The sequence below is a fragment of the Parvularcula oceani genome, assembly GCF_000733125.1.
GTDB lineage: Bacteria > Pseudomonadota > Alphaproteobacteria > Caulobacterales > Parvularculaceae > Parvularcula > Parvularcula oceani.
This window is the reverse complement of sequence record NZ_JPHU01000015.1, coordinates 36549-55490: the sequence shown is the minus strand read 5'-3', so window position 1 is coordinate 55490 and position 18942 is coordinate 36549. Positions and strand designations below refer to the sequence as shown.

Annotated in this window: 14 protein-coding genes; 5 read left to right on the top strand and 9 right to left on the bottom strand. The window is 64.7% G+C overall.

Annotated elements, in window-relative coordinates:
* The first annotated feature begins 3 nt into the window (after positions 1-3).
* From IE88_RS18265 to IE88_RS0114030, 5 genes are all read left to right on the top strand, one after another.
* The gene (locus tag IE88_RS18265) at positions 4-702 is read left to right on the top strand and encodes a hypothetical protein (RefSeq protein WP_156032620.1); all 699 of its coding nucleotides are present in this window, start codon (positions 4-6) and stop codon (positions 700-702) included.
* Between the two features lie 430 nt (positions 703-1132).
* Positions 1133-2509, top strand: a complete 1377-nt coding sequence (locus tag IE88_RS0114045; RefSeq protein WP_036767401.1) for a hypothetical protein — start codon at positions 1133-1135, stop codon at positions 2507-2509.
* A 406-nt stretch (positions 2510-2915) separates the two neighbouring features.
* Entirely contained in the window at positions 2916-3317 is a 402-nt protein-coding gene (locus IE88_RS0114040) for an antitoxin Xre-like helix-turn-helix domain-containing protein (RefSeq protein ID WP_031555621.1), read from the top strand.
* Between the two features lie 140 nt (positions 3318-3457).
* A complete protein-coding gene (locus tag IE88_RS0114035; RefSeq protein ID WP_238319317.1) occupies positions 3458-4048 on the top strand; it encodes an RES family NAD+ phosphorylase in 591 nt (196 codons plus the stop codon).
* 843 nt (positions 4049-4891) lie between these two features.
* Positions 4892-6790 carry a DEAD/DEAH box helicase gene (locus IE88_RS0114030; protein ID WP_036767398.1) on the top strand — a complete coding sequence of 633 codons (1899 nt, stop codon included), beginning with the start codon at positions 4892-4894 and terminating at the stop codon, positions 6788-6790.
* 724 nt (positions 6791-7514) lie between these two features.
* On the opposite strand, the gene IE88_RS0114025 is transcribed toward IE88_RS0114030, so the two are convergent.
* From IE88_RS0114025 to IE88_RS0113980, 9 genes are all read right to left on the bottom strand, one after another.
* A complete protein-coding gene (locus IE88_RS0114025) occupies positions 7515-8537 on the bottom strand; it encodes a glycoside hydrolase family 43 protein (RefSeq protein ID WP_031555612.1) in 1023 nt (340 codons plus the stop codon).
* Between the two features lie 87 nt (positions 8538-8624).
* The gene (locus IE88_RS0114015) at positions 8625-9656 is read right to left on the bottom strand and encodes an alpha/beta hydrolase (RefSeq protein WP_202900514.1); all 1032 of its coding nucleotides are present in this window, start codon (positions 9654-9656) and stop codon (positions 8625-8627) included.
* Between the two features lie 76 nt (positions 9657-9732).
* Positions 9733-11265 (bottom strand): alpha-N-arabinofuranosidase, encoded by a 1533-nt coding sequence (locus IE88_RS0114010; RefSeq protein WP_031555607.1) that lies wholly within the window; start codon positions 11263-11265, stop codon positions 9733-9735.
* A gap of 55 nt (positions 11266-11320) precedes the next feature.
* Positions 11321-13150, bottom strand: a complete 1830-nt coding sequence (locus IE88_RS0114005; RefSeq protein WP_202900513.1) for an NPCBM/NEW2 domain-containing protein — start codon at positions 13148-13150, stop codon at positions 11321-11323.
* Positions 13151-13250: 100 nt separating this feature from the next.
* Positions 13251-14177 carry an alpha/beta hydrolase gene (locus IE88_RS0114000; protein ID WP_031555603.1) on the bottom strand — a complete coding sequence of 309 codons (927 nt, stop codon included), beginning with the start codon at positions 14175-14177 and terminating at the stop codon, positions 13251-13253.
* 717 nt (positions 14178-14894) lie between these two features.
* On the bottom strand, positions 14895-16067 hold the full coding sequence (locus tag IE88_RS0113995) for an NAD(P)/FAD-dependent oxidoreductase (protein ID WP_238319316.1): 1173 nt from the start codon (positions 16065-16067) through the stop codon (positions 14895-14897).
* Positions 16068-16171: 104 nt separating this feature from the next.
* Complete coding sequence (locus IE88_RS16755) at positions 16172-17164, bottom strand: S41 family peptidase (protein WP_051882291.1); 993 nt, start codon at positions 17162-17164, stop codon at positions 16172-16174.
* Positions 17161-17643: a MarR family winged helix-turn-helix transcriptional regulator gene (locus IE88_RS0113985; protein WP_031555596.1), complete on the bottom strand. Its 483-nt coding sequence runs from the start codon at positions 17641-17643 to the stop codon at positions 17161-17163. The genes IE88_RS16755 and IE88_RS0113985 overlap by 4 nt, the downstream gene beginning before the upstream one ends.
* A gap of 50 nt (positions 17644-17693) precedes the next feature.
* Entirely contained in the window at positions 17694-18857 is a 1164-nt protein-coding gene (locus IE88_RS0113980) for a serine hydrolase domain-containing protein (RefSeq protein ID WP_051882290.1), read from the bottom strand.
* Positions 18858-18942: the final 85 nt, after the last annotated feature.

Here is an 18942-nt window from a genome sequence, read left to right as displayed (position 1 = left end):
GGCGTGAAACGCGCTGGACAAGCATTTGCGAGCGTCTTTGCCGCATTAATGATGATATGGGTTTTCTTTTTCCTATCTATCTACGTTACGGCACCAGTGTATTTTGTGGCGACGTTGCTCGCTAGCCTCTCAGGTGCAGAGGATCCTGATGCGTTCGGCTGGATCGCGGCGGTATGCGCAGGGATAGCGATGTTCATGTATTCACAGCGGGATGGTAATGGGGAGGCAGACAAACCTTCAGATCACAAATCAAATTTGCCAGACGACGATCCTTTGCGCCAGGCGGAAGATGTTATCACTGCTTCATCCGACCATTCCCGAGCTGATCGGGACTCAGCCGTTAACAATCTGAAAAACCCACTGACCGGTGCTTCGCAGATTTCTGCGCCTTCGCCCTCTTCGGATCTCCCCCGACACCCGCATACTTACGGGCGTCCAGTATCCGAGCCAACATTCCGAAACAGATCCATACATCGCGTCGAAGATTTCGGCCACGAGATATCTTCGTTGAAGTACTTCGGCTATACAGTAGGAAAATCGCAGGGAAAGCCGGACGCGGAGCGTCGAAACATAATCCATCGCGTTCTTCACGCTGATTTCACACACCATGGCGTGCACAGCGACTACCTTCGCTATTGGGGGGGAGCCTGGGTCGGAGTTGCGCTTTTCGAGTATCGGAAGGCATATAGAAAACGAGTATGATAAACGCTTCGGTCGAAGAAACTTTGAAACCGCTCTTTCTCACTGGGCGTCTGACCTGAAATGGATGCGTAGCAACAAGGAGAGACTTCTAGGATTGGGGTGATACTCCGAGCCGATCTTGTTCAACTAACTTTTGTTCTACAGCATTACTCTAAGCCGTGCCTGCTCGCCCTCAACCTGAAGCTTCGACGTCGTTTTCGGCGCCACTTGAACAACCTTATCGTATCTGTCATGATCCAATTGTCTCCGGATGGAGGTGGCGGCCGGACGGTCGTCTTTGCGCCCGCAAGGGCAAAGGTGAAACCGAGCCGGTCTCGGTTGTCAGTCGCCGGACGGCGAGCGGGGGACGAGGGCGGAGGCCCGTAGCGTCTCACGCGAAGCTCGAATGCGCCTGCGCAACGCAGAGCCGGTTCTCTTGAGGAAGAGAACCATGAATCCCAGCAAGACCATCATTCGCTTCGCCCAGTGCGCTGAGCAATCCGACGGCCCGATCAAACGGATCGTCGGCTTCGTCGAGGCGAAGCATCTTATCAGCCTGTTCGATGACGCAACGCTCGATGCGAACCCGCGTTCGGCCAAGGCGAACACCGTGACTACCGATATCATCGACAGCGTCCGCGACAGTCCCGCGATTTTTCAGTTCAAGACCAAAGGCATCCTACTCGGCACTTCCGACTACGACGAGTTGGAACGCCGCCGCTACGAGCTACGCTTTCACAACCCAGCCTATGAAGGGTTGCTAGACGGTGGCCACAACATGCTGGCGCTCGGGACCTTCCTTCTCGGCCACGTGATGGATGAGCGGCAGGTGAAGAAGATCAAGCTGTGGTCCGATTTGAAAGCGGCGTGGGACGAGCATGGCGATGAGGTGCGGACGATGCGCGACGAGTTCACCTTCAAGGTGCCGGTCGAGTTGCTCGTTCCGTCTGAACCTGAGGACGAGGAGGTGACCGAAGCGTTCAAGCTCGCACTCATTGAGGTGTGCGCGGCTCGGAACAACAACGCTCAGCTGACCTCCGAAGCCAAGTCGAACCAACGTGGTTTCTATGAGGCTCTGCGCGACCGCCTACCCTCCCACATCGCTGAACGCGTTGAATGGAAGAGCAACGAATGGGAAAGCGACGACACGAGACCAATCAAGGTTCGGGACGTCATCGCTCTATCCTGGATCCCCCTAGGCGTCCTCGCGCAAAAAGGTTTGCTTCCAACGCAGACGGAGGAAGGTAGCCCACTCAGCTTCGAGTTCACAGCCCCCAAGCTCTACTCGGGTAAAGGCGAGGTATCCAAACTCTTCGATCGTCTGATGGAGCATCCCGCGGTCTCGAAGCCGCAGGATGGGCCCCGCCACGAGCTTCACAGCACGGCTGTTGGCAGCGCCTTCGATGTCACCGGCCAGCTGCCTGAGTTGTTCGACACCGTGTTCCTCGGTTTCAAGGACGCTTACAACAAGGAGACCGGCGGTGCCTTCGGTCGGATCAAAGCCGTTAAGGTTCCAAAGCGGGGTAAGGTCTCAACGCCCTATCTGGGCTTGGACAATGACTGCACGGTTCCCGATGGGTTCGTGCTGCCCGTGGTCTACGGACTGCGCGCGCTGATGAAGATAGAAGATGGCCTCATTGGTTGGACGACCGAGCCGAGACCTTTCCTAGACAGGAATCTCCCGGCCTTGATCGGTGCGTTCCGAATGCCGATGGAGATGGCTGGCTTTGATCCGCAGAAGGTCGCGAAAAGCGAGAACTCCTATCGGTTCATGGAAGGTGAGGTCGAGAAGGCGCTTATGAAGGAGCAGGCGCGCAGAGCGGCATAACTATCTTACTGTTCCGGAACGGTGACCTGCGCCAAAGGGGCAGGTCACCCGCTCACCCGATGCGATTCAAAAACAGTATATGATCGTCTGTCCGCGAGGTTGCTCCGAAGGCTAAAGCTGCAATCCAGTACAGTGCGCTTGCCGACGAGCATGAACAAGCCACCGGCGATAGGCGCTGGCGCTACCTTCTCATCCTAGATGACACCATACTTGGCGCACCGGCGGAGAAGCTGCAACGGTCCTGCTTACGTGCGTAGCGCGATGAAGCACAGCATACCTTTGTCCTAACAGGCGAAAACCTTCGACGTCCCGCTTGGTGCCGCGTCGACGAAGCAAGACCCCCGCCGAGCAGCGAATTGCGGCTTGCCAAACGACACACTATACTCTGCCTATTGGCGAGGTGCGTATGTCCCAGGTTCTCGAGCGGTCCGACCATTCTGCCCCCTTCGACCCCGAACGGGTCGAAGCCGTCGGGTTGAAGGCGTTCGGCCGCGTTATGGAGGCGTGGAAGGTCCGCAACACCGACGCGGCTACGTTACTCAGCGTGAGCGGGCGGACCTGGAGCCGTGCGAAGACTGGCGAAGAGGTTCGGCTGACCGCAGACAACCTCGATCGGATCAGCGCGGTGGTCGGCATCTACAAGGGCTTGCGTCTCTACTTCTCGGACGCGCTCGCCGATCGCTGGGTTCGGCTTGAGAACGAGGGCCCACCCTTCCAGGGCCGAAAGCCCCTCGCCTACATGACCGGAGGCCTACCGAACCTTCTCGCGACGCGCGCCTATGTCGACGCGCTGAGAGGTGGGCTCTGACGTCCGGGAACGGGGCGGCAGAAGAGACGGACCTGCCGCTGACCGAGCTGAACCAGCGGGCGACCGTCCGACTGATCTCGAGCGCCCACCACAAGCCGCCCGTCCTCTCGCCGCTCGTCGACGACGAAGACGAGTTGGCTGTGCTCGCCTACCTCGAGGGGCGCACCTCGGGCCGCTTGCGTGCCGAGCGTGAGGGACTGTCCGCGCTCGACGCGCGAGAGCTCAGCTTCCGTACCTGGGGCAGCACGATCGTCAACGCGGCGTTCGCCTACACCCGGCCCGAGGGGAACCGCTTCAACGGACCCGGCCGCGGCGCCTGGTACTGCGCCTTCGAGGACATGACGGCGATCGCCGAAGTCGGCTTTCACCGCACCCGCGAGCTGCGCCGGATCGGCGTCTTCGAGGACGAGGCGGTCTATCAGACCTACCTCGCAGACTTCATCGGCCGCTTCCGTGACGCCCGGACCGAAAACGCTAAGACCGCCCTGCCCCCTTTCCTACAACCGGAGCCGAACGTTGCTTACCCGGCAGGGCAACAGCTGGCCGAACGGCTACGGTCGTTGGACCCGCCTGCCCGCGGTCTCGTCTACCCCTCCGCGCGGCGACCGGGCGGCACCTGCCTTGTCGCGTTCCACCCGCAAGTCGTCCAGGACGTTCGGCCTGGTGCTCGTTGGCGCTTCGTGTGGGACGGCTCGCCGGATTTCACCGTGAAGCAGGACGTCGACGGCTAGAGCGAACTCGGCCAGTCTGAGGGAACGAGAGAGCGCTACTCTGAATGGCAAAATTTGGGCTCATAATTCACTTCAGTACACGCACTACGTCGTCTCCAAAGTAAGCCTGGCGGACATATCCGTACCAAGATCACGCGTTTGTGTTTGCACACAAAGTGTGCACGCCACCCTATAACTTACTGTTCTCTATACTCTTTCCACCTAATCGATCATAGGCGCAATACAAAATCTATGGGATTGATTCAACGGCATTTTCTCAACAGGCATAACGGACAAACAGCGAATGTGCACACGGCGTTTGCACTTTCGTTCCCAGAACGTCCCGCCCTTTCTCGCTCTCACTGCTCATAGATCGCACACGAAAACGGCCACTCTGACCCGCCTGTCGACCGGTGACTGGCATCCCCAAATCCGTCGCAGGGGCCGGTATGCCAGCGCCACCTTCCAGCGCAATGATCGAAACCTGGCCACCTGCAGCCGACGCCGAGCCGCCCTATCGGGCGCATGCCGCAATTGAACTCAACATCCGGCGCTGTCGCGGGCGGCCTGCCGGGGTCGGGACAGAACCGGATGCTGCAGCCTCATGCTCACCTTCTCGAGGAAGCAGCCCGTGAGGCAGAATTGGCTGGGAGGTCGACGCAGCAGCCAGCGCTGCGCCGGACCTACCGGACGCTGCGGCTGGCGGCCCGGTGGCCGCTCGGGAACACGCGAAGGCCTTTTCCCGAATGCCCCTCGCCAGGATGGATTTGTTAGGGTATGGGCCGCGTTCGGACCGCTCCCGTGCGATCACGCCCCGCTTCGAGGCCACAGAGCCTGAAGCCGCCTCCTACCGGACCATCGTTGATGACAACCCTCGCCACCGCGCCGGGCATGCCGCCCGCCCTCTCCCACGCGCTCGAGCTGAAGGGCTACGACACGCTGACCGAAGTTCAGGAAGCGATGCTGAACCCGGATCTGACGAGCCGGGACCTGCTCGTCTCCGCTCAGACGGGGTCGGGGAAGACCGTCGCATTCGGCCTCGCCATCGGGACGGACCTCTTGGACGGCACCGAGCGCTTCGGCGCCGCGGGTCGGCCTCTCGCGCTCGCCGTCGCTCCGACGCGCGAGCTTGCCATGCAGGTCGCGCGGGAACTCGCCTGGCTCTATCGCGAAGCGGACGCCGTCGTCGCGACCTGCGTCGGCGGCATGGACATGCGCAGCGAGCGTCAGGCGCTCGGCCGCGGCGCGCATATCGTCGTCGGCACGCCGGGACGCCTCGTCGACCATATCAGCCGGGGCTCGCTCGACCTTTCCGCCCTGACCACGGTCGTTCTCGACGAGGCGGACGAGATGCTCGCCCTCGGCTTCCGTGAAGAGCTGGAGGCCGTTCTCGATGCGTGCCCGGAGAAACGCCGGACTCTTATGTTCTCGGCTACGGTGGGCGGCGGGATCGGCCAGCTCGCCGCCCGGTATCAGAAGGACGCGCTCAGGATCTCCGCCAGCGGGCCGACCCGCCAGCATGGCGACATCGCCTATAGCGGTTTCATCACTGCGCAGCACGATGCCGAACGCGCCATCATCAACACGCTGCGGTTCCATGAGGCGGAGAACGCCATCGTCTTCTGCTCCACACGCGCAGCCGTTGCGCGGCTGACGAGCCGGCTCGCCAATCGAGGCTTTTCGGTTGTGTCGCTCTCGGGAGAACTCAGCCAGAAGGAGCGGACGAGCGCCCTGCAGGCAATGCGGGACGGACGCGCTCGCGTCTGCGTGGCCACGGATGTGGCCGCGCGCGGCATCGACCTGCCGGGCCTGGCACTCGTCATCCATGCCGACCTGCCGAAGAACCGCGAAAGCCTCCTGCACCGCTCCGGCCGCACGGGCCGCGCCGGGCGGAAGGGAACGAGTGTCCTGATCGTGCCGCCGCGCGCCCGGCGCCGCATGGAACGCCTATTCGCCGAAGCCGGCGTCGAAGCCGAATGGGCAAGCCCGCCCAGCGCGGCGGATGTCCGCGCCAGAGACGACGAGCGCCTGCTCGCCGACCCTGTCTTGACGGAAAAAGGAGAGATGTCGGACCTCGCGCACAAGATTGCCGCGACCTATTCGCCCGAGCATCTCGCCGCAGCCCTCGTGCGGATGCATCGCTCGGGCCGCTCCGCTCCCGAAGAACTCGCTGACGTCCAGCAGCTTGCCGGACCGCGGGAGCGCAGGCCGAGACAGGACTTCCAGCAGGCGGTCTGGGTCGTCCTGTCCGTCGGCCGGACCAAGCGCGCGGAACCTCGGTGGCTGCTGCCGATGTTGTGCAAATCGGGGCCGATGCCCAAGAGCGCAATCGGCGCCATCCGCGTGCGCGAGGAGGAAACCTACGTGCAGATCGATGCTGAGGCCGCATCGGAGTTTCTGGCACGCATCGAAAAGGCGCCACGCCTGGAAGACGGCATTGCCGCTCGCAGGGCCGAGGCGCCCCCGTCGGATCATGCGCCAGCTGCCCTGCAAACGCAGACACGACCCAGCAAACCCTTCTCGAAGACGCCGAGGTCGGACAGAGGAAAGCTGCGCGGACCGGATCGCAGCATGAAGGCCGACGGAGCGCCCTCGGCGGCTGCGGCCTCGCCGGCAAAGACGGGGGATGCGCGCCAATTCGTGCGCAAGGCGAAGGGCAAACGCCCGGTTGGCCGCGCCAAACCAGGCGCAAGCGCCGATGGAACCCGCCCGCGCAAGCGGCTTGCCGGCTCCTCCAGAAAGTCGGCGAAGAAGCCTGACTGAGGTCGGCAGGCGCGGCAGTTCGTCAATCGCAACCTCAGAAGCCTGGCTGCGATCGGGGCTCTAGGCCGTCAAGGGAATGCTCCTTCCAACCGAGGCAGGAGCCGCACCCCCTCAGGATCCGCCTATCTGTATCTTGGCAGCTACTGCCAACAAGTGACGAGGACGCACGTCGCAACCCCTCTCCTTCAGTCTCGCCACAGAGTGAAGACGCGTTGTCGGCCTGTCCAAATCAAGCAGCGCCCACCAACACTAGCAAGCAGTCTTGCCGGATGAGCTGAGCTGCACAAATCACGCCGACACTGGAATTCACTCGTCTGCCCTTGGCTGAAGAGGCCACTCAACGTCCTGCGACTGGCCTTTCGTTGCCGTCTGCGAAGGTGCAGAAACGGACATATGGCGTAGGCGACAAGTCGGCTGATCCCCGCCACTCAGGTTTACGAAGCGAGTCCAGGAATCAATCCACAGCCGGAGGATCTGTGGAAACCGGCAGGGCTCTCGGTCGTCACTAGCAGATGGCCACCAATCTGTGGCGAGGACCACTCATGCAGGGCGAGAGCCGTTCGCCGACTTTCTGATCGCACCGAAGACGCCCGCGGGGTCGGACGGTCTGGCAAAAGGACCGCTTGATCGGAAAGCTGGAGATGAGAAGCTGCAAGACCATAGGGCAGGTTCGCATTGCCCTGCCCTAACAGTACGATCCTGACAATTTTTGACCAGAGTCCATTCAGTCAGCAGGCGGAAGGCTAAGGCCCTCATCGGTCTGCTCGACAGGGCGGAGGCTGCCGTCTGGCTCGTGGTAGAGGTATTCGGCCCTCACGGCCCGCCTTCCGAGGCCGCCCTCGACGCCGTCCACGGTCAGGCCCGCATCGTGATAGAAGAGGTACCATTGCCCCTCGAACTCGACCGTGCCGGGATGGATGGTGAAGCTGTTCTCGCCCGACCCGGTCAGCATGCCCTGCGGCGTCCAGGGGCCGGTGACCGAGGGCGCCGTGGCGTAGTGGATCTGCTCATCCTCGCTCACGCTTCGGTCAATCGCGGCATAGGTCAGGTAGTAGGTGTCCTCGTGCTTGTGAATCCAAGGACCCTCCTCATACGGCGCGATACCGATGGCAGTGATCGGTCCGTCGAGTTCGATCATGTTGTCCTCGAGCTTGGCGTAGTAGAGGATCTGGTTGCCCCAATAGAGCCAAGCCGTGCCGTCATCGTCCTGGAAGACGGTCGGGTCGATGTCGTCCCAGGAATGCGCGGCCTGCTTCGTCATCGAGTTGCTGACGAGGGCGGAGCCGCGCGCGTCGACGAAGGGGCCCGTCGGGCTGTCGGAGACCGCGACGCCGATCGCCTTGCCGGGGTCCGTCTCGTCGTGCTCGACCGTCGTGTAGAGGTAGAACTTGCCGTCCTTCTCCTCGACCTCCGACGCCCAGGCGTCGCGGATCGCCCAGTGGAAATCGGTCGGCTTCATGACGGGCCCGTGCTCCTCCCAATTCCTCATGTCGTCCGATGAGTAGACCAGCCATTCGGTGATGTTGAACATCTGGTCCGGCCCAGCCTCGTCGTGTCCGACATAGAGGTAGACGCGGCCGTCATGCACGAGCGGCGCGGGGTCGGCCGTGAACCGGTCCGTGATGATCGGATTTCCGCCGGGCGGAGAGGGGGCTTCTTGCCCCTGCGCAGGCGTGCCGGAGCACGCCGCGACCACCGCTGCGGCGGTAAGAAGAGCCGCTCTCGAAGGGGCCTTACGGTCCGTCATGGGCCATCGTCTCCATCATCTCGATCGTTCTGCCCTTGCGGGCCTGGATTCCGCCCTGTCGGCGCATGCGCGACGGCGAATTCACCCTCATCTCCGCGAAGCCCCTTCCGTGACCAAGAGGTGCCGGCCGAAGAACGGCAGCAGGTGCTTCTCGAAGCGCTCCGGCAGCCGGTTCACATGATCGCCGTCATAGGTCTCGTAAGTGTGCTCGACGTCGTAGGACGTGAGCAAGGCCGTCAGGGCCTCGTTGCCCTCAAGCAGAAAGTCCTTGTCGCCGATCTCGAGGCCGATCGCCTCATAAGTTCGAAGCTCCGGCACATACTGGTGGACCAGCGCATTGACCGCTCCGGCGGCGAAAGCGGCGTAGACTTCGCGCTGCGGCTCGCCGCCCTCGGTCGGCAGGTCGAGGAAGAAGGGCGGCTTGTCGGGATTCGGCGCCCAGGCCGCCGCCGAGGCGAAGAGCGCCCTTGCGAAGAAATCGAGGTCCCGCGCCTCTTCGACCGAGCCGACCGCCTCGGCATCGGCATCGGACGCCGCCGGCGAGCGGGCCTCCAGGCAACAGGCGCTCATCGCATAGAGCGAGCTGAACACGTCCGGGTACTTCATGCCGATCCGCATCGTGCCGTACCCGCCCATGGAATGTCCGGAGAGACCGCGAGCCTCGCGTGTCCCGATCGTGCGGTACCGCTCATCGACGGCGGCGACGAGATCCTCTGCGATGAAGGCTTCCCAATCGCCGACCGTCTCGCTCGACGAGTACATCGACCCGCCATGCCGCGTCATCGCATCGGGGAAGACGACAATGACCTCGCCCACGCCTCGCTCAATCGCGCGGTCGATGCTTTCCGGCACCTCGAGATATTCGACATTCGCTCCAGCCGTGGACGTGTAGCCGTGCAGGTTGACGACGACGGGATAGCGACGGTCCGGCTGGTCGTCATAGCCGGGCGGCAGGTAGACGATGACTTCCCGGTCCGGATCGTTGCCCTCGAGATTGCCCTCCAAGGACTCGCCGTGGACCGTGATCGTCTCTACGCGTCCGCCTTCCGCGGCGGCGGGCGCGGGGCCGACGGCGAGGAGCAGGAGCGAGACGATCAGGAAGGGGCCTAGGCGCATCATGACTGTCTCCCGAAGTGATCCTGTCCTATCATGATCGGCCGCGCGGACCCACTGCTCAGGCCGGAAACGCTGCTCATCACTCCACCGTCAGCACGGTGACCGACCGAGGCGGCAGCTCGACGGTGAAACTTCCGTCGCGCGCCCGGACGCTCAGCGCCTCCGGCACGACCGTGTCCGGCGCATCGAAAGTGTTGTGCGCATCGATGCTGTCGGCAGTGAGCACCCGGCCCCTCGCCCGACGAGCGTCGCCCGCCGCCATGGTTACGCGGTGCGCCGCGTTCGGATCCGCGTTGACGAGGCCGACGACGAGTTCGTCCTCCTCGGTCAGCGCCGCCGTGGCGCTGATCGCGGCGAAGGCGCCCTCCCCCTCGCCGATCATCGGCGCGTCGAGCGAAACCGGCAGCGCGGTCGCGCCCTGGAAGGGGCGGTACATCTCGAAGACGTGGTAGGTCGGCGTCAGCAGCATGTCCGGCCCGTCCGTCAGGATCATCGCCTGAAGCACGTTCACCATCTGCGCGATGTTGGTCATCGGCACGCGGTCGGCATGCTCGTGGAAGAGATGGAAGTTCAGGGCCGCGACCACCGCATCGCGTATCGTGTTCTGCTGGTAGAGCGCGGGCGCGCCCTCGGGCCCGTTCACCCACATGCCCCACTCGTCGACATAGAGGCCGAAGTCCTGACCGAGCTCATGCTTGTCGATCATGGCGAGCGACTGCTCTATCGCTTCTTCCATCCTCAGCGTGCGCGTGATGGTGCTGTTCCACTCGGCCTCGGGAAAGCCCGTGGCTTCACCCTTGTCGCCCCAGTCGCCGGTCGGCAGCGTGTAGTAATGGAGCGAGATACCGTCGGCGAGCTCGCCCATGCCGGGGTGATCGAGGATCTCTCCGGAGTAGTCGATGTTGCCCTCGTGCGAGCCCGAGATGACGCGCTTGGGCATCTCGCCGGCCGTTTTCAGCAGCGTCGCCCACTGCGCGTAGAGATCGGCATAGTAGGCCGGCCGCATATTGCCCCCGCACCCCCAGGTCTCGTTGCCGATCGACAGGTAGTCGATCGTCCAGGGCTCCTCGCGGCCGTTCGCCTTGCGCTCCTCGGCGAGGTCCGATCCTTCGGGCAGGGTGATGTATTCGAGCCAGGCCTGCGCCTCGCCCGGCGTGCCGGTGCCGAGATTGACGTTGAGGTAGGTCTTCGCGCCCAGGCGCTCGGCGAGGTCGAAGAATTCGTGCGTCCCGAACTGGTTGCTCTCGGGCGTGCCGCCCCAGGCCATGTTCACCGTGCCGGCGCGCTGTTCCCTCGGTCCGATCCCGTCGCGCCAGTGATAGAGGTCGGCATAGCAGCCGCCCGGCCAGCGCATGACTGGGACGTCGAGCCGATCCAGAGCAGCGAAAACGTCGTCGCGAATACCGTCCGTGTTCGCGATGCCGGAGTCCTCGCCGACCCAGATCCCGTCATAGATCCCTGCGCCCAAGTGCTCGACGAACTGGCCGTAGACCTCCGGCGCGATCGTGCCGATCGGCGCATCGCGGTCGATCTCGATCATCGTCTGGGCCTGGGCCGCACCGGCCATGAGAAGCACTGAAGCGGCGGAGCCGAGCAGCCGGTTGAAGATCATGTTTCCTCGCTTGAAGTTCTGGTTGTTTCTCTGAACCGCGTCGGCCGGGTGGCGGTCACCTCAGCAGTCGCGCTTCTCCCCAGACGACCGGAAGGTCGAAGGGCCGCGACGTCTCGCTCCGGGCGACAAGTTCGACGATCCGGGCGCCTTCGATGTCGGCGGCCAGCGGGACCGGACCGCCCGCCAGCGTGACGGGCTCGGTCTGCCCGACGAGTTCGCCATCGATATAGACGGAGAAGACGACAGGGTCGCCCGCGAGGCTTGCCGAGTCGTCGACACCCACGGTGGCGGCGAAGCGTTTGTGTCCTCCGTTGCGGACCTCGAGCCGGGAGTTGGCGAGGATGCCGATGCCCGAAGAGACGACTTCCCCATCCAGCCGCAGCGGCAGGCCGAAAGGCGTCCGGTCGGCCTGCGCGCCGCCCCAGCCGGCATAGGTCGGGATCTCGCCGCTGCCTCTGGTCCCGGTCCACGGGATGACCGAACGGTGGATCGTCGGATCGCCGGCGGGATACTCGATCCCATCCTCGGCCACGTTCACGTCCCCCGGCATTTCCGACAGGTAGATGCCGCCCGTAAGCGCCCGCTCGCCGGAAGCGCGGAAGACGAGCGTCTCGCGAGGCTCGACGCTCATTTCGGCCTCGCCCGTGAAGCTCATCATATCGCCGTTCCATAGATCGCGAAGGACGATCGCCTTCTCCGCATTCATCTTCAGGTGTTCGGCCGTCAGCACGGCGTCGATCGGCGCCAGTCCCCTGTTGAAGATCGCGACGCCCTTCTCGCCGTTCGCCAGCGTCTTCACCAGGATCTGTACGTCCTCGGAATTGTAGACCGGCACCGCCTGGTGGCCGGCGGGGTCCTGGTTCAGGGCGATGATCTCGCGGTTGCCCAGCAGCGCGAGCTGCTCGTCGGTCGCTTCGCGCAGGTCGTAGCCGATCAGCAGCGGCGCGTTGACGATCGCCCACAGGGCGAAGTGCGAGCGCGCCTCCCTCATGTGGTCGGCATCGAACTCGCCCTGCCCCACGAACAGCATGTCGGGGTCGTTCCAACTGTGCGGCTGGGCATAGAGAGCCCGGCTGACGGTCGTGTCGAAATTCGTCAGCATGCGCGTCCAGTCCGGCGTGATGTCGTTGCTGGTCCGCGAGACATTGCCGACCTCCTTCGCCCAAGCCCGCACGTTTGCCGCGCCCCAGAGGCAGACCGAGAAGATGTAGTCGTCGTCGCGGTTCGACGCCGCGAGCGCTTCAGCGACATCGGTAAACAAGGATTTGACCTGCGCGATGTCGGTCCGCGCGATCGAGGCCATATCGATCAGCGGCTCGAGTGCGCGGTAGCGTCCCGCTTCAACGCCCTCGCTGTCCTCGCCGAAGGCGCGGATGCCGCAGCCATCGACCTTGATGTAGTCGAAGCCCCACTCCTCGAAGAACAGCGCGACGTCCTGCTCGATATGCCCGTAGAGGCCGACCTCGCGCTCGCGGATCGAGCCCTGCGGCAGGTTGGCATCGTCCGGACCGTAGGCCTGTCCGCACGTGTTCCGTCCGATGTCGGTGTAGATGCCGGTCTTCAGGCCCATGGCATGGATATGATTGGTGAACGGCTTGAAGCTCGTGGCTCCGTCCGCCGTCGCAGCGGAGGGGAAGCGCTCGGTGTTCACGATCATCCGCCCATCGGGCTGCCGGCGATGGGACCACCACCCCTCGTCCAGGTTCACGTAGCGGTAGCCCGCCTCCGCGAGCCCGCTGTCCAGCATGATCTGCGCAGAGGCGAGGACCTTCTCCTCGTCGATGTCGTAGAAGAAGGCATTCCACGTGTTCCACCCCATGGGCGGCAGAGCGGCATCGCCTCGCTCGTTCGCCGTCCACCGCCCGGCCGGCTCAAGGCCCTCCATGGCGGCAGCGTTGGCAAGGGCGGCATGAGCGGCCGCCGCCGCGATGGCGAGAAATGTATACGGACGACTGCGCCGGCGGGTCTGCCTGAGGAGAGGCAAGTCAGCTCTCCGCCGAGAGCCAGCCATTCACCTCCACCCAGTGCATGAAAGCGTCGAACCACTCATTGCTTGTCCGGTCGGGATTGCCGAGGCCGAAGCCATGGCCGCCGTTCTGGTAGAGGTGGAACTCAACGGGCACACCCGCCTCGTACCAGGACTCAACGACGCCGAACTCGCCGCCGAAGAGGAAGTCGTCGGACGCGATCGCGGCGAACATGGGCGGGGCATCGTCGGGGACGTCCATCTCTCCCATCCCGCCATAGATCGGCGCGATGAAGGCAAGGTCGGCAACGTCCGAGTTGAGCGCCGTGTGCATGGTCAGCCCCGCGCCGGCCGAAAAGCCCATCATGCCGATCCGATCCGTGTCGACGTTCCACTCGTCCGCGCGGTCTACGACCACCCGGTAGGCCGCCTCGGCGTCTTCGAGCTGGTTCGACAGGTCCCAGCGCGGCCGCTGCGGCCGTTCTGCCTCGCCCTCGTTGCTCGCCTCGTCGAAGCGGCGGTTCATCTGCCCCTCGAAGTCCTCGAGCGAATCGGCCGTCGGCTGCAGGCGGTATTTCAGCACGAAGGCGGCGACGCCGTGTTCGTTCAGGGCCTCGGCAACCTCCCAGCCCTCATTGCCCATCGAGAGCCACATGAACCCGCCGCCGGGCGCGACGATCACGGCCGCACCCGTCGCCTTGTCCGGGTCTGGCAGGAACGGCGTCAGCGTTGCCTCGGTGATGTTGCGCGCCATCGGGTCGCCCCACTGCCGGAACCAGCTCTCCGAGGCGGTCTGGTTCTCGACGCCGCCCGTCCCGAGCGGGATCGCATTCGGCTCGTCCGGCGCCTCCATCGGGTACATCGTCCCGTCCTGCGCGAAGGCGGGGACGGGAAAAAGGACGGCGCACGCAATGAAGGCGAGCGCGTGCCGTAGGAGCGATGACATCGCGGTTCCTCCGATCATGTCTTGACGTCACCGTGCTGCTTGGCGAGGCCGCGGTCAATTCGAGGCTGCTCTGCCCTCTTCCGAATGTTCGGACAGCGCTCGGCAGGACGGCGGCATCCGACCCAAGCGGCATAGCGCCGGTGAAGCTACCGAGGAGCCGCGCGGGACCGAGGTGCTGATCGCGAAGGCGAAAGGCAGCGTAGGTGAAACAGGAGAAGACCTATCGGCATCGCGGGAGACGACCCTGCCCCGAACACCGGAGCCGCGCCGCCCATGGGCCGGTCAGTGGACCAGAGGACGCTGGCACTGCCGGCGTTCTCTATGTTGAGACATCGAACGTTTCCTGCGCCTCAGACAAAGAGACTTGAAGCGTAAGATCATGAAATAGTATACACTGCCATAGACTTAAAACCACACCATAATAGATCAGTTCGTAACTATGATGATTACTCTTTTTTCTAATCGGTCATAGCCGAAATACTAAGAAATAGGATTGGTTTAACGGAATCTTCTCAGCAATTCTTCGCAATGCAGAAGCGCAGATGCGTGCGGCGTGCGGGGTCTGGTCCAAGGAGGGCTGCTCCTTCGCCGTCCCGATGAGGATCGGCCGGCGGAGACCGTTCCGGCCCCGCTTCGCCCCTCATGAACCCCTTGGAACCGCTCTTGCGAATTGGATCCGGCTTTCCGGGCGGGCTTCGCCCTTATCGGCGCGGACGTTCAGCCATAGGCGAACAAAGGCGCCGCCTTGGCGAGGGCCGCCAGGACCTCTTCCCTGTCCTCCGCCTCGCCGTCATCGCCATAGCCGTAGAAGTCGTTGCCGCCCGTCTCCTGGATGAGGAGCCCGTCGCGGCGGGAGAGCACCATGACGTTCCGGTGGAAGGTTCCGTAGAGGCGGTCGGTCTGCGGCGCCATCCAGGCGATCTGTCCCCGGACGGGGACGAGGGTGTCGTCACGGGCGAGCTCCTTCGCGTCATAGCCCGCGCAGTTCACCACGACATCGGCCGGAAGGCGCGCAAGCTCTTCGAGCGACGCGATCTCGGCCTGCTCGATCCGCCCGCCGAGGGCCAGGAAATCGTCCGTCATCTGGCGCGCATATTCGGTGATGTTGAACGTCATCACGAGGCCGCCTCTGACGCTGCCATCGACCGGGAAGGGCATGTCGTGCCGCTCGGTCCATGGCGGCGTCATCCCGCGGACCCTCCGCTCGAGGTGGAGGAAGCCCCCGGCGCCCGGCGGCGGGACGGCGAGCGGCGCCTCCGGCGCTTTTGTCCCGACAAAGAAGCGCGGCGTGAACTCGACCGGATGCCCCGACCGCCCGACATAGCCGAGATGGCGCCTGTAGGATCGCCGCGTCAGCGCCTCCCAGCGCGCAGGGAAGCCCGGATCGGCCGCGCCGCTGAGGGCGATGCGGCTCGATGGGGACCAGACCCCTGTCGCGCGGGCGGACCTGCTCTGCATCGGCAGGTCGCGCGCATGGATCGTGACGGCGATGCCTGCCTCCGCAAGCGCGATGGCCGTTGTCAGCCCGATCGCGCCCGCCCCCAGGACCGCAGCCGATTTCGGACGGTCCCGCAGCACAAGGGCCCGCGCCGCTTCGGCATAGCCCCAGGCGAGCGACCAGCCGGACCCGCCATGGCCGTAATTGTGGACGATCCTCTTGCCGCCCAGCGCCTGCGCCTCCAGCCTCGGGCCCGCTGGGCGGACCGGCCGGGTGCAGACGGTGATCTTCACGAGGTTCCCGGGCGAAAGGTCGAGCGGCTCGAGCGCGCCGAAACCGTAAGCCTGCTTGCCGCGGAGCGGCCGTTCGCCCGCGAGCCGCACCGGCGCGCACCCGGCCGCCGCCGCGCCCAATGCGGCCGCGAGCATGCCGCGTCGGTTCAGCACAGGCATGGCGGATGGTCCGGAACCTGGCTGACAGGAGGCGTCATGGCGCGCCGGGGCCGTGCTGCACGGCCCTGCGCGGGGGCCCGCCATGCCCGGGCCCTGGGAACGGCTCAACGGTCCGCATCCTCTTTGTCATCGAGCGCCAGCTCTTCGAGCGCTCGCTGCAAGGCCTGGTCGCTCTCCACCACCACATCCGGAAATACGCCGACGCCCTGCCAATTGCTCTTCGTGATCGGGTTCACGCTCTTGGCCGTGACCGACCACAGAACGAAGTTCGGATGGATGCGGACATATTCGAACGGGTGAGCGCCCCCGCCCGAGGGCTCGCCGACGATCGTCGCCCTGTCCAGCGCCTGGAGGTTATAGGCGAGCGCTTCGGCCGCCGAGAAGGTGCGCTCGGCGATCAGGACATAGACCGGCTTGTCCGGACCGAACCGCTTTCCCGGCACCATCGGCTGCGTGAAGCGCTGCGTCAGCGTGTCGGTCGGCCGGTCGTAAGTGCCGGTCAGCGGCTGGCGCTCTGTCCCGAAGAGGTAGCTCGCGACGAGGTCCGCCATGTCGCCGATCCCGCCGCTGTTATGGCGCAGGTCGATGATGAGAGCGTCCGTGTCGGCCACCACCGTCATCGCGGCCGCCACCGTCTCCCCTCCCATGTCGATCGGCGCGAAGACCCTCAGGTCCAGATAGCCCACATTCCCCTCGAGCCGCTCGATCTTCTGAACGCCGTAATTCCGGTGCGCGCCGTACCAGCGCTCCATCTGCGCGCCGTCGAACGCCTCCTCCGCCTCGTCGCTGTCGGCGATCTCCTCCTCGGCATATTCGACGTTCAGGTGGCCGTCACCGGTCAGGGCCCTGAGGCGGGCGCCGACAAGCGCCGCAAAGGCCTCGCCGTCTTCCGCCTGGTCGAATTCGCCTGCCTCGAATGCGGCCTTCAATGCGCCTGCGGCGTCCTTTCCGCTCGCCTCCGCCTCGACGTAATCGGTCGCGAGATGGGCCGCGACGGCGTCTATGACCGCCTGCCGGTCGCCCGGCGCCAGGCCCTGGGCGAAGGCGGGCGCGCCGAGCCATGCGAGCGCGGCGAGGCCGAACCAGATCGTCTTCATGCCTTGTCTCCCTGATCTTCCTCGTGCCGGCGGATCCGCTCGGAGAAGGAGCGTTGTTCGAGCCGGAGGATCGCCTGGGCGAGCACCGTGCTCAGCAGGTAATCGAGTTCGCGGTTGAGCTCCTGCGCCGCGGCATTGGTCGCGGCCCATCGCCGCTTCAGCCAGGGAAGCAGCGCCTCGCCTTCAGCCGTCAGGCGGACCCGGCGCCCGCGCCTGTCCTCGTCCGGCTGGAGCGATACGAGGCCGTGGCCCGCCAGCTTCGAGACCGTCTGGCTCGCGGCGGAATGGGACACGCTGGACCGCTCCGCGATCTCCTTGATCGTCAGATCCCCGGCCTCGGCCAGGGCCTTCATGACCGGCGTGTACCGGGGAACGTAGAACGGGTGCTCGTCGCGATAGAACGCTTCGAGCTCCCCATCGAGGAGTTCGAGAAGGCGGCGCATCTGGGTTCCGAGGCCATCGGCAGGACGAAAGGGCATGACAGCGCTTATGTATAAGCGCTGTCATATTGTCAATGGCCGGTCCGGTCTCATCCGTCCTTCGCCTGCGGGCCATGCGTGATGAAGCGCTGCAAGCGGCGATCGAAGTCGGTGCCCGTGTCCGAATTCGTCATGAAGACGTAGCCGGGGCCGCCTTCCTCAAAGAACATCATGCCCGACTGGAAATTGTTGTTGTTGCCGCCGTGCTCGTAGCGGGTTCCGAACGGGGTCGGCTCGATCGCGATGCCCAGCCCCCATGCGGTGGCGCCCGTCGCCTTGTGCATCTCGCTGTCCAGCGGCACCTCACCCTGCGGACGCAGCATCTCCGCCCGCGTCTCGGGTGAGAGGCGCCAGCCGTCGATCAATGCCATGAGGACGCGCGCATAGTCCTCGGCGCTGGTGTGCAGCCGCCCGGCGGCGCCGAATGTCTGGGGAGTGTCGTCGGGGAAGGTCCGCGGCCAGCCGAAATCCTTCACGGCCCCTTCCTGGTGTCCCATGACCTTGCGCCCGGCGACGCACGAGGTCCTGACGAAGCTGCTGCAATCCAGCCCGAGCGGCTCGGCGATCCGCTCCTGATAGAGCGCGTCGAGCGTCGTGAGGTCGTGGCCAGTCAGCTGCGCGACGACCTTTGCGAGGTAATTGTAGCCTTCGCCCGAATAGGCGAACGTTCCGGGGGCGGCCTTCTGGTACATCTCTCCGTGCGCGATGCCGCGCCCCTCGGGGATCGGATCGAACCAGCGCCAGTTCGGAAAGCCGGTCCGGTGGCTCAGAACCATCCGGGCCGTGACGGACTTGTAGCGGCCGTCTTCTTCGAGCTCCTCGAAGGGAAGATATTCGTGAAGCGGCCTGTCGAGATCGAGCACCCCCTCATCGACGAGTTGCAGCACCAGGAAGGCGAAGACGGGCTTTGACAGGGATGCCGCCTCGAAGACCGACGCTTCGGTGACGGCCTCGCCCGTGTCGCGGTTCGCAGCGCCCTTGGCGGCGGAATAGACGATCTCCCCGTCCTCGAAGATCGCGAGCGACAGGCCCGGCATATCGAGATCCGCCATCTGCGCATCGATGAAGGCATCGATCTGGTCCAGCGTCACCCGAGCGCCGCTGGCCGTGACGAGCCCCTCGCCCCGTGGCGGCCCCTCGGCAGGCTGGGCCGCCTGCGCGCCCAGGTATCCGGCGGCGAGAGACGCCGCCGCGACGATCGAATGGGTGAGCATGGCACTGATCCTTCTGCGGTCCCGGATGAATCTGTCTTCGCGCCCCCGTGCCGCCGGTCGGCGGCGTTCGAAGGCGCTTGCGATG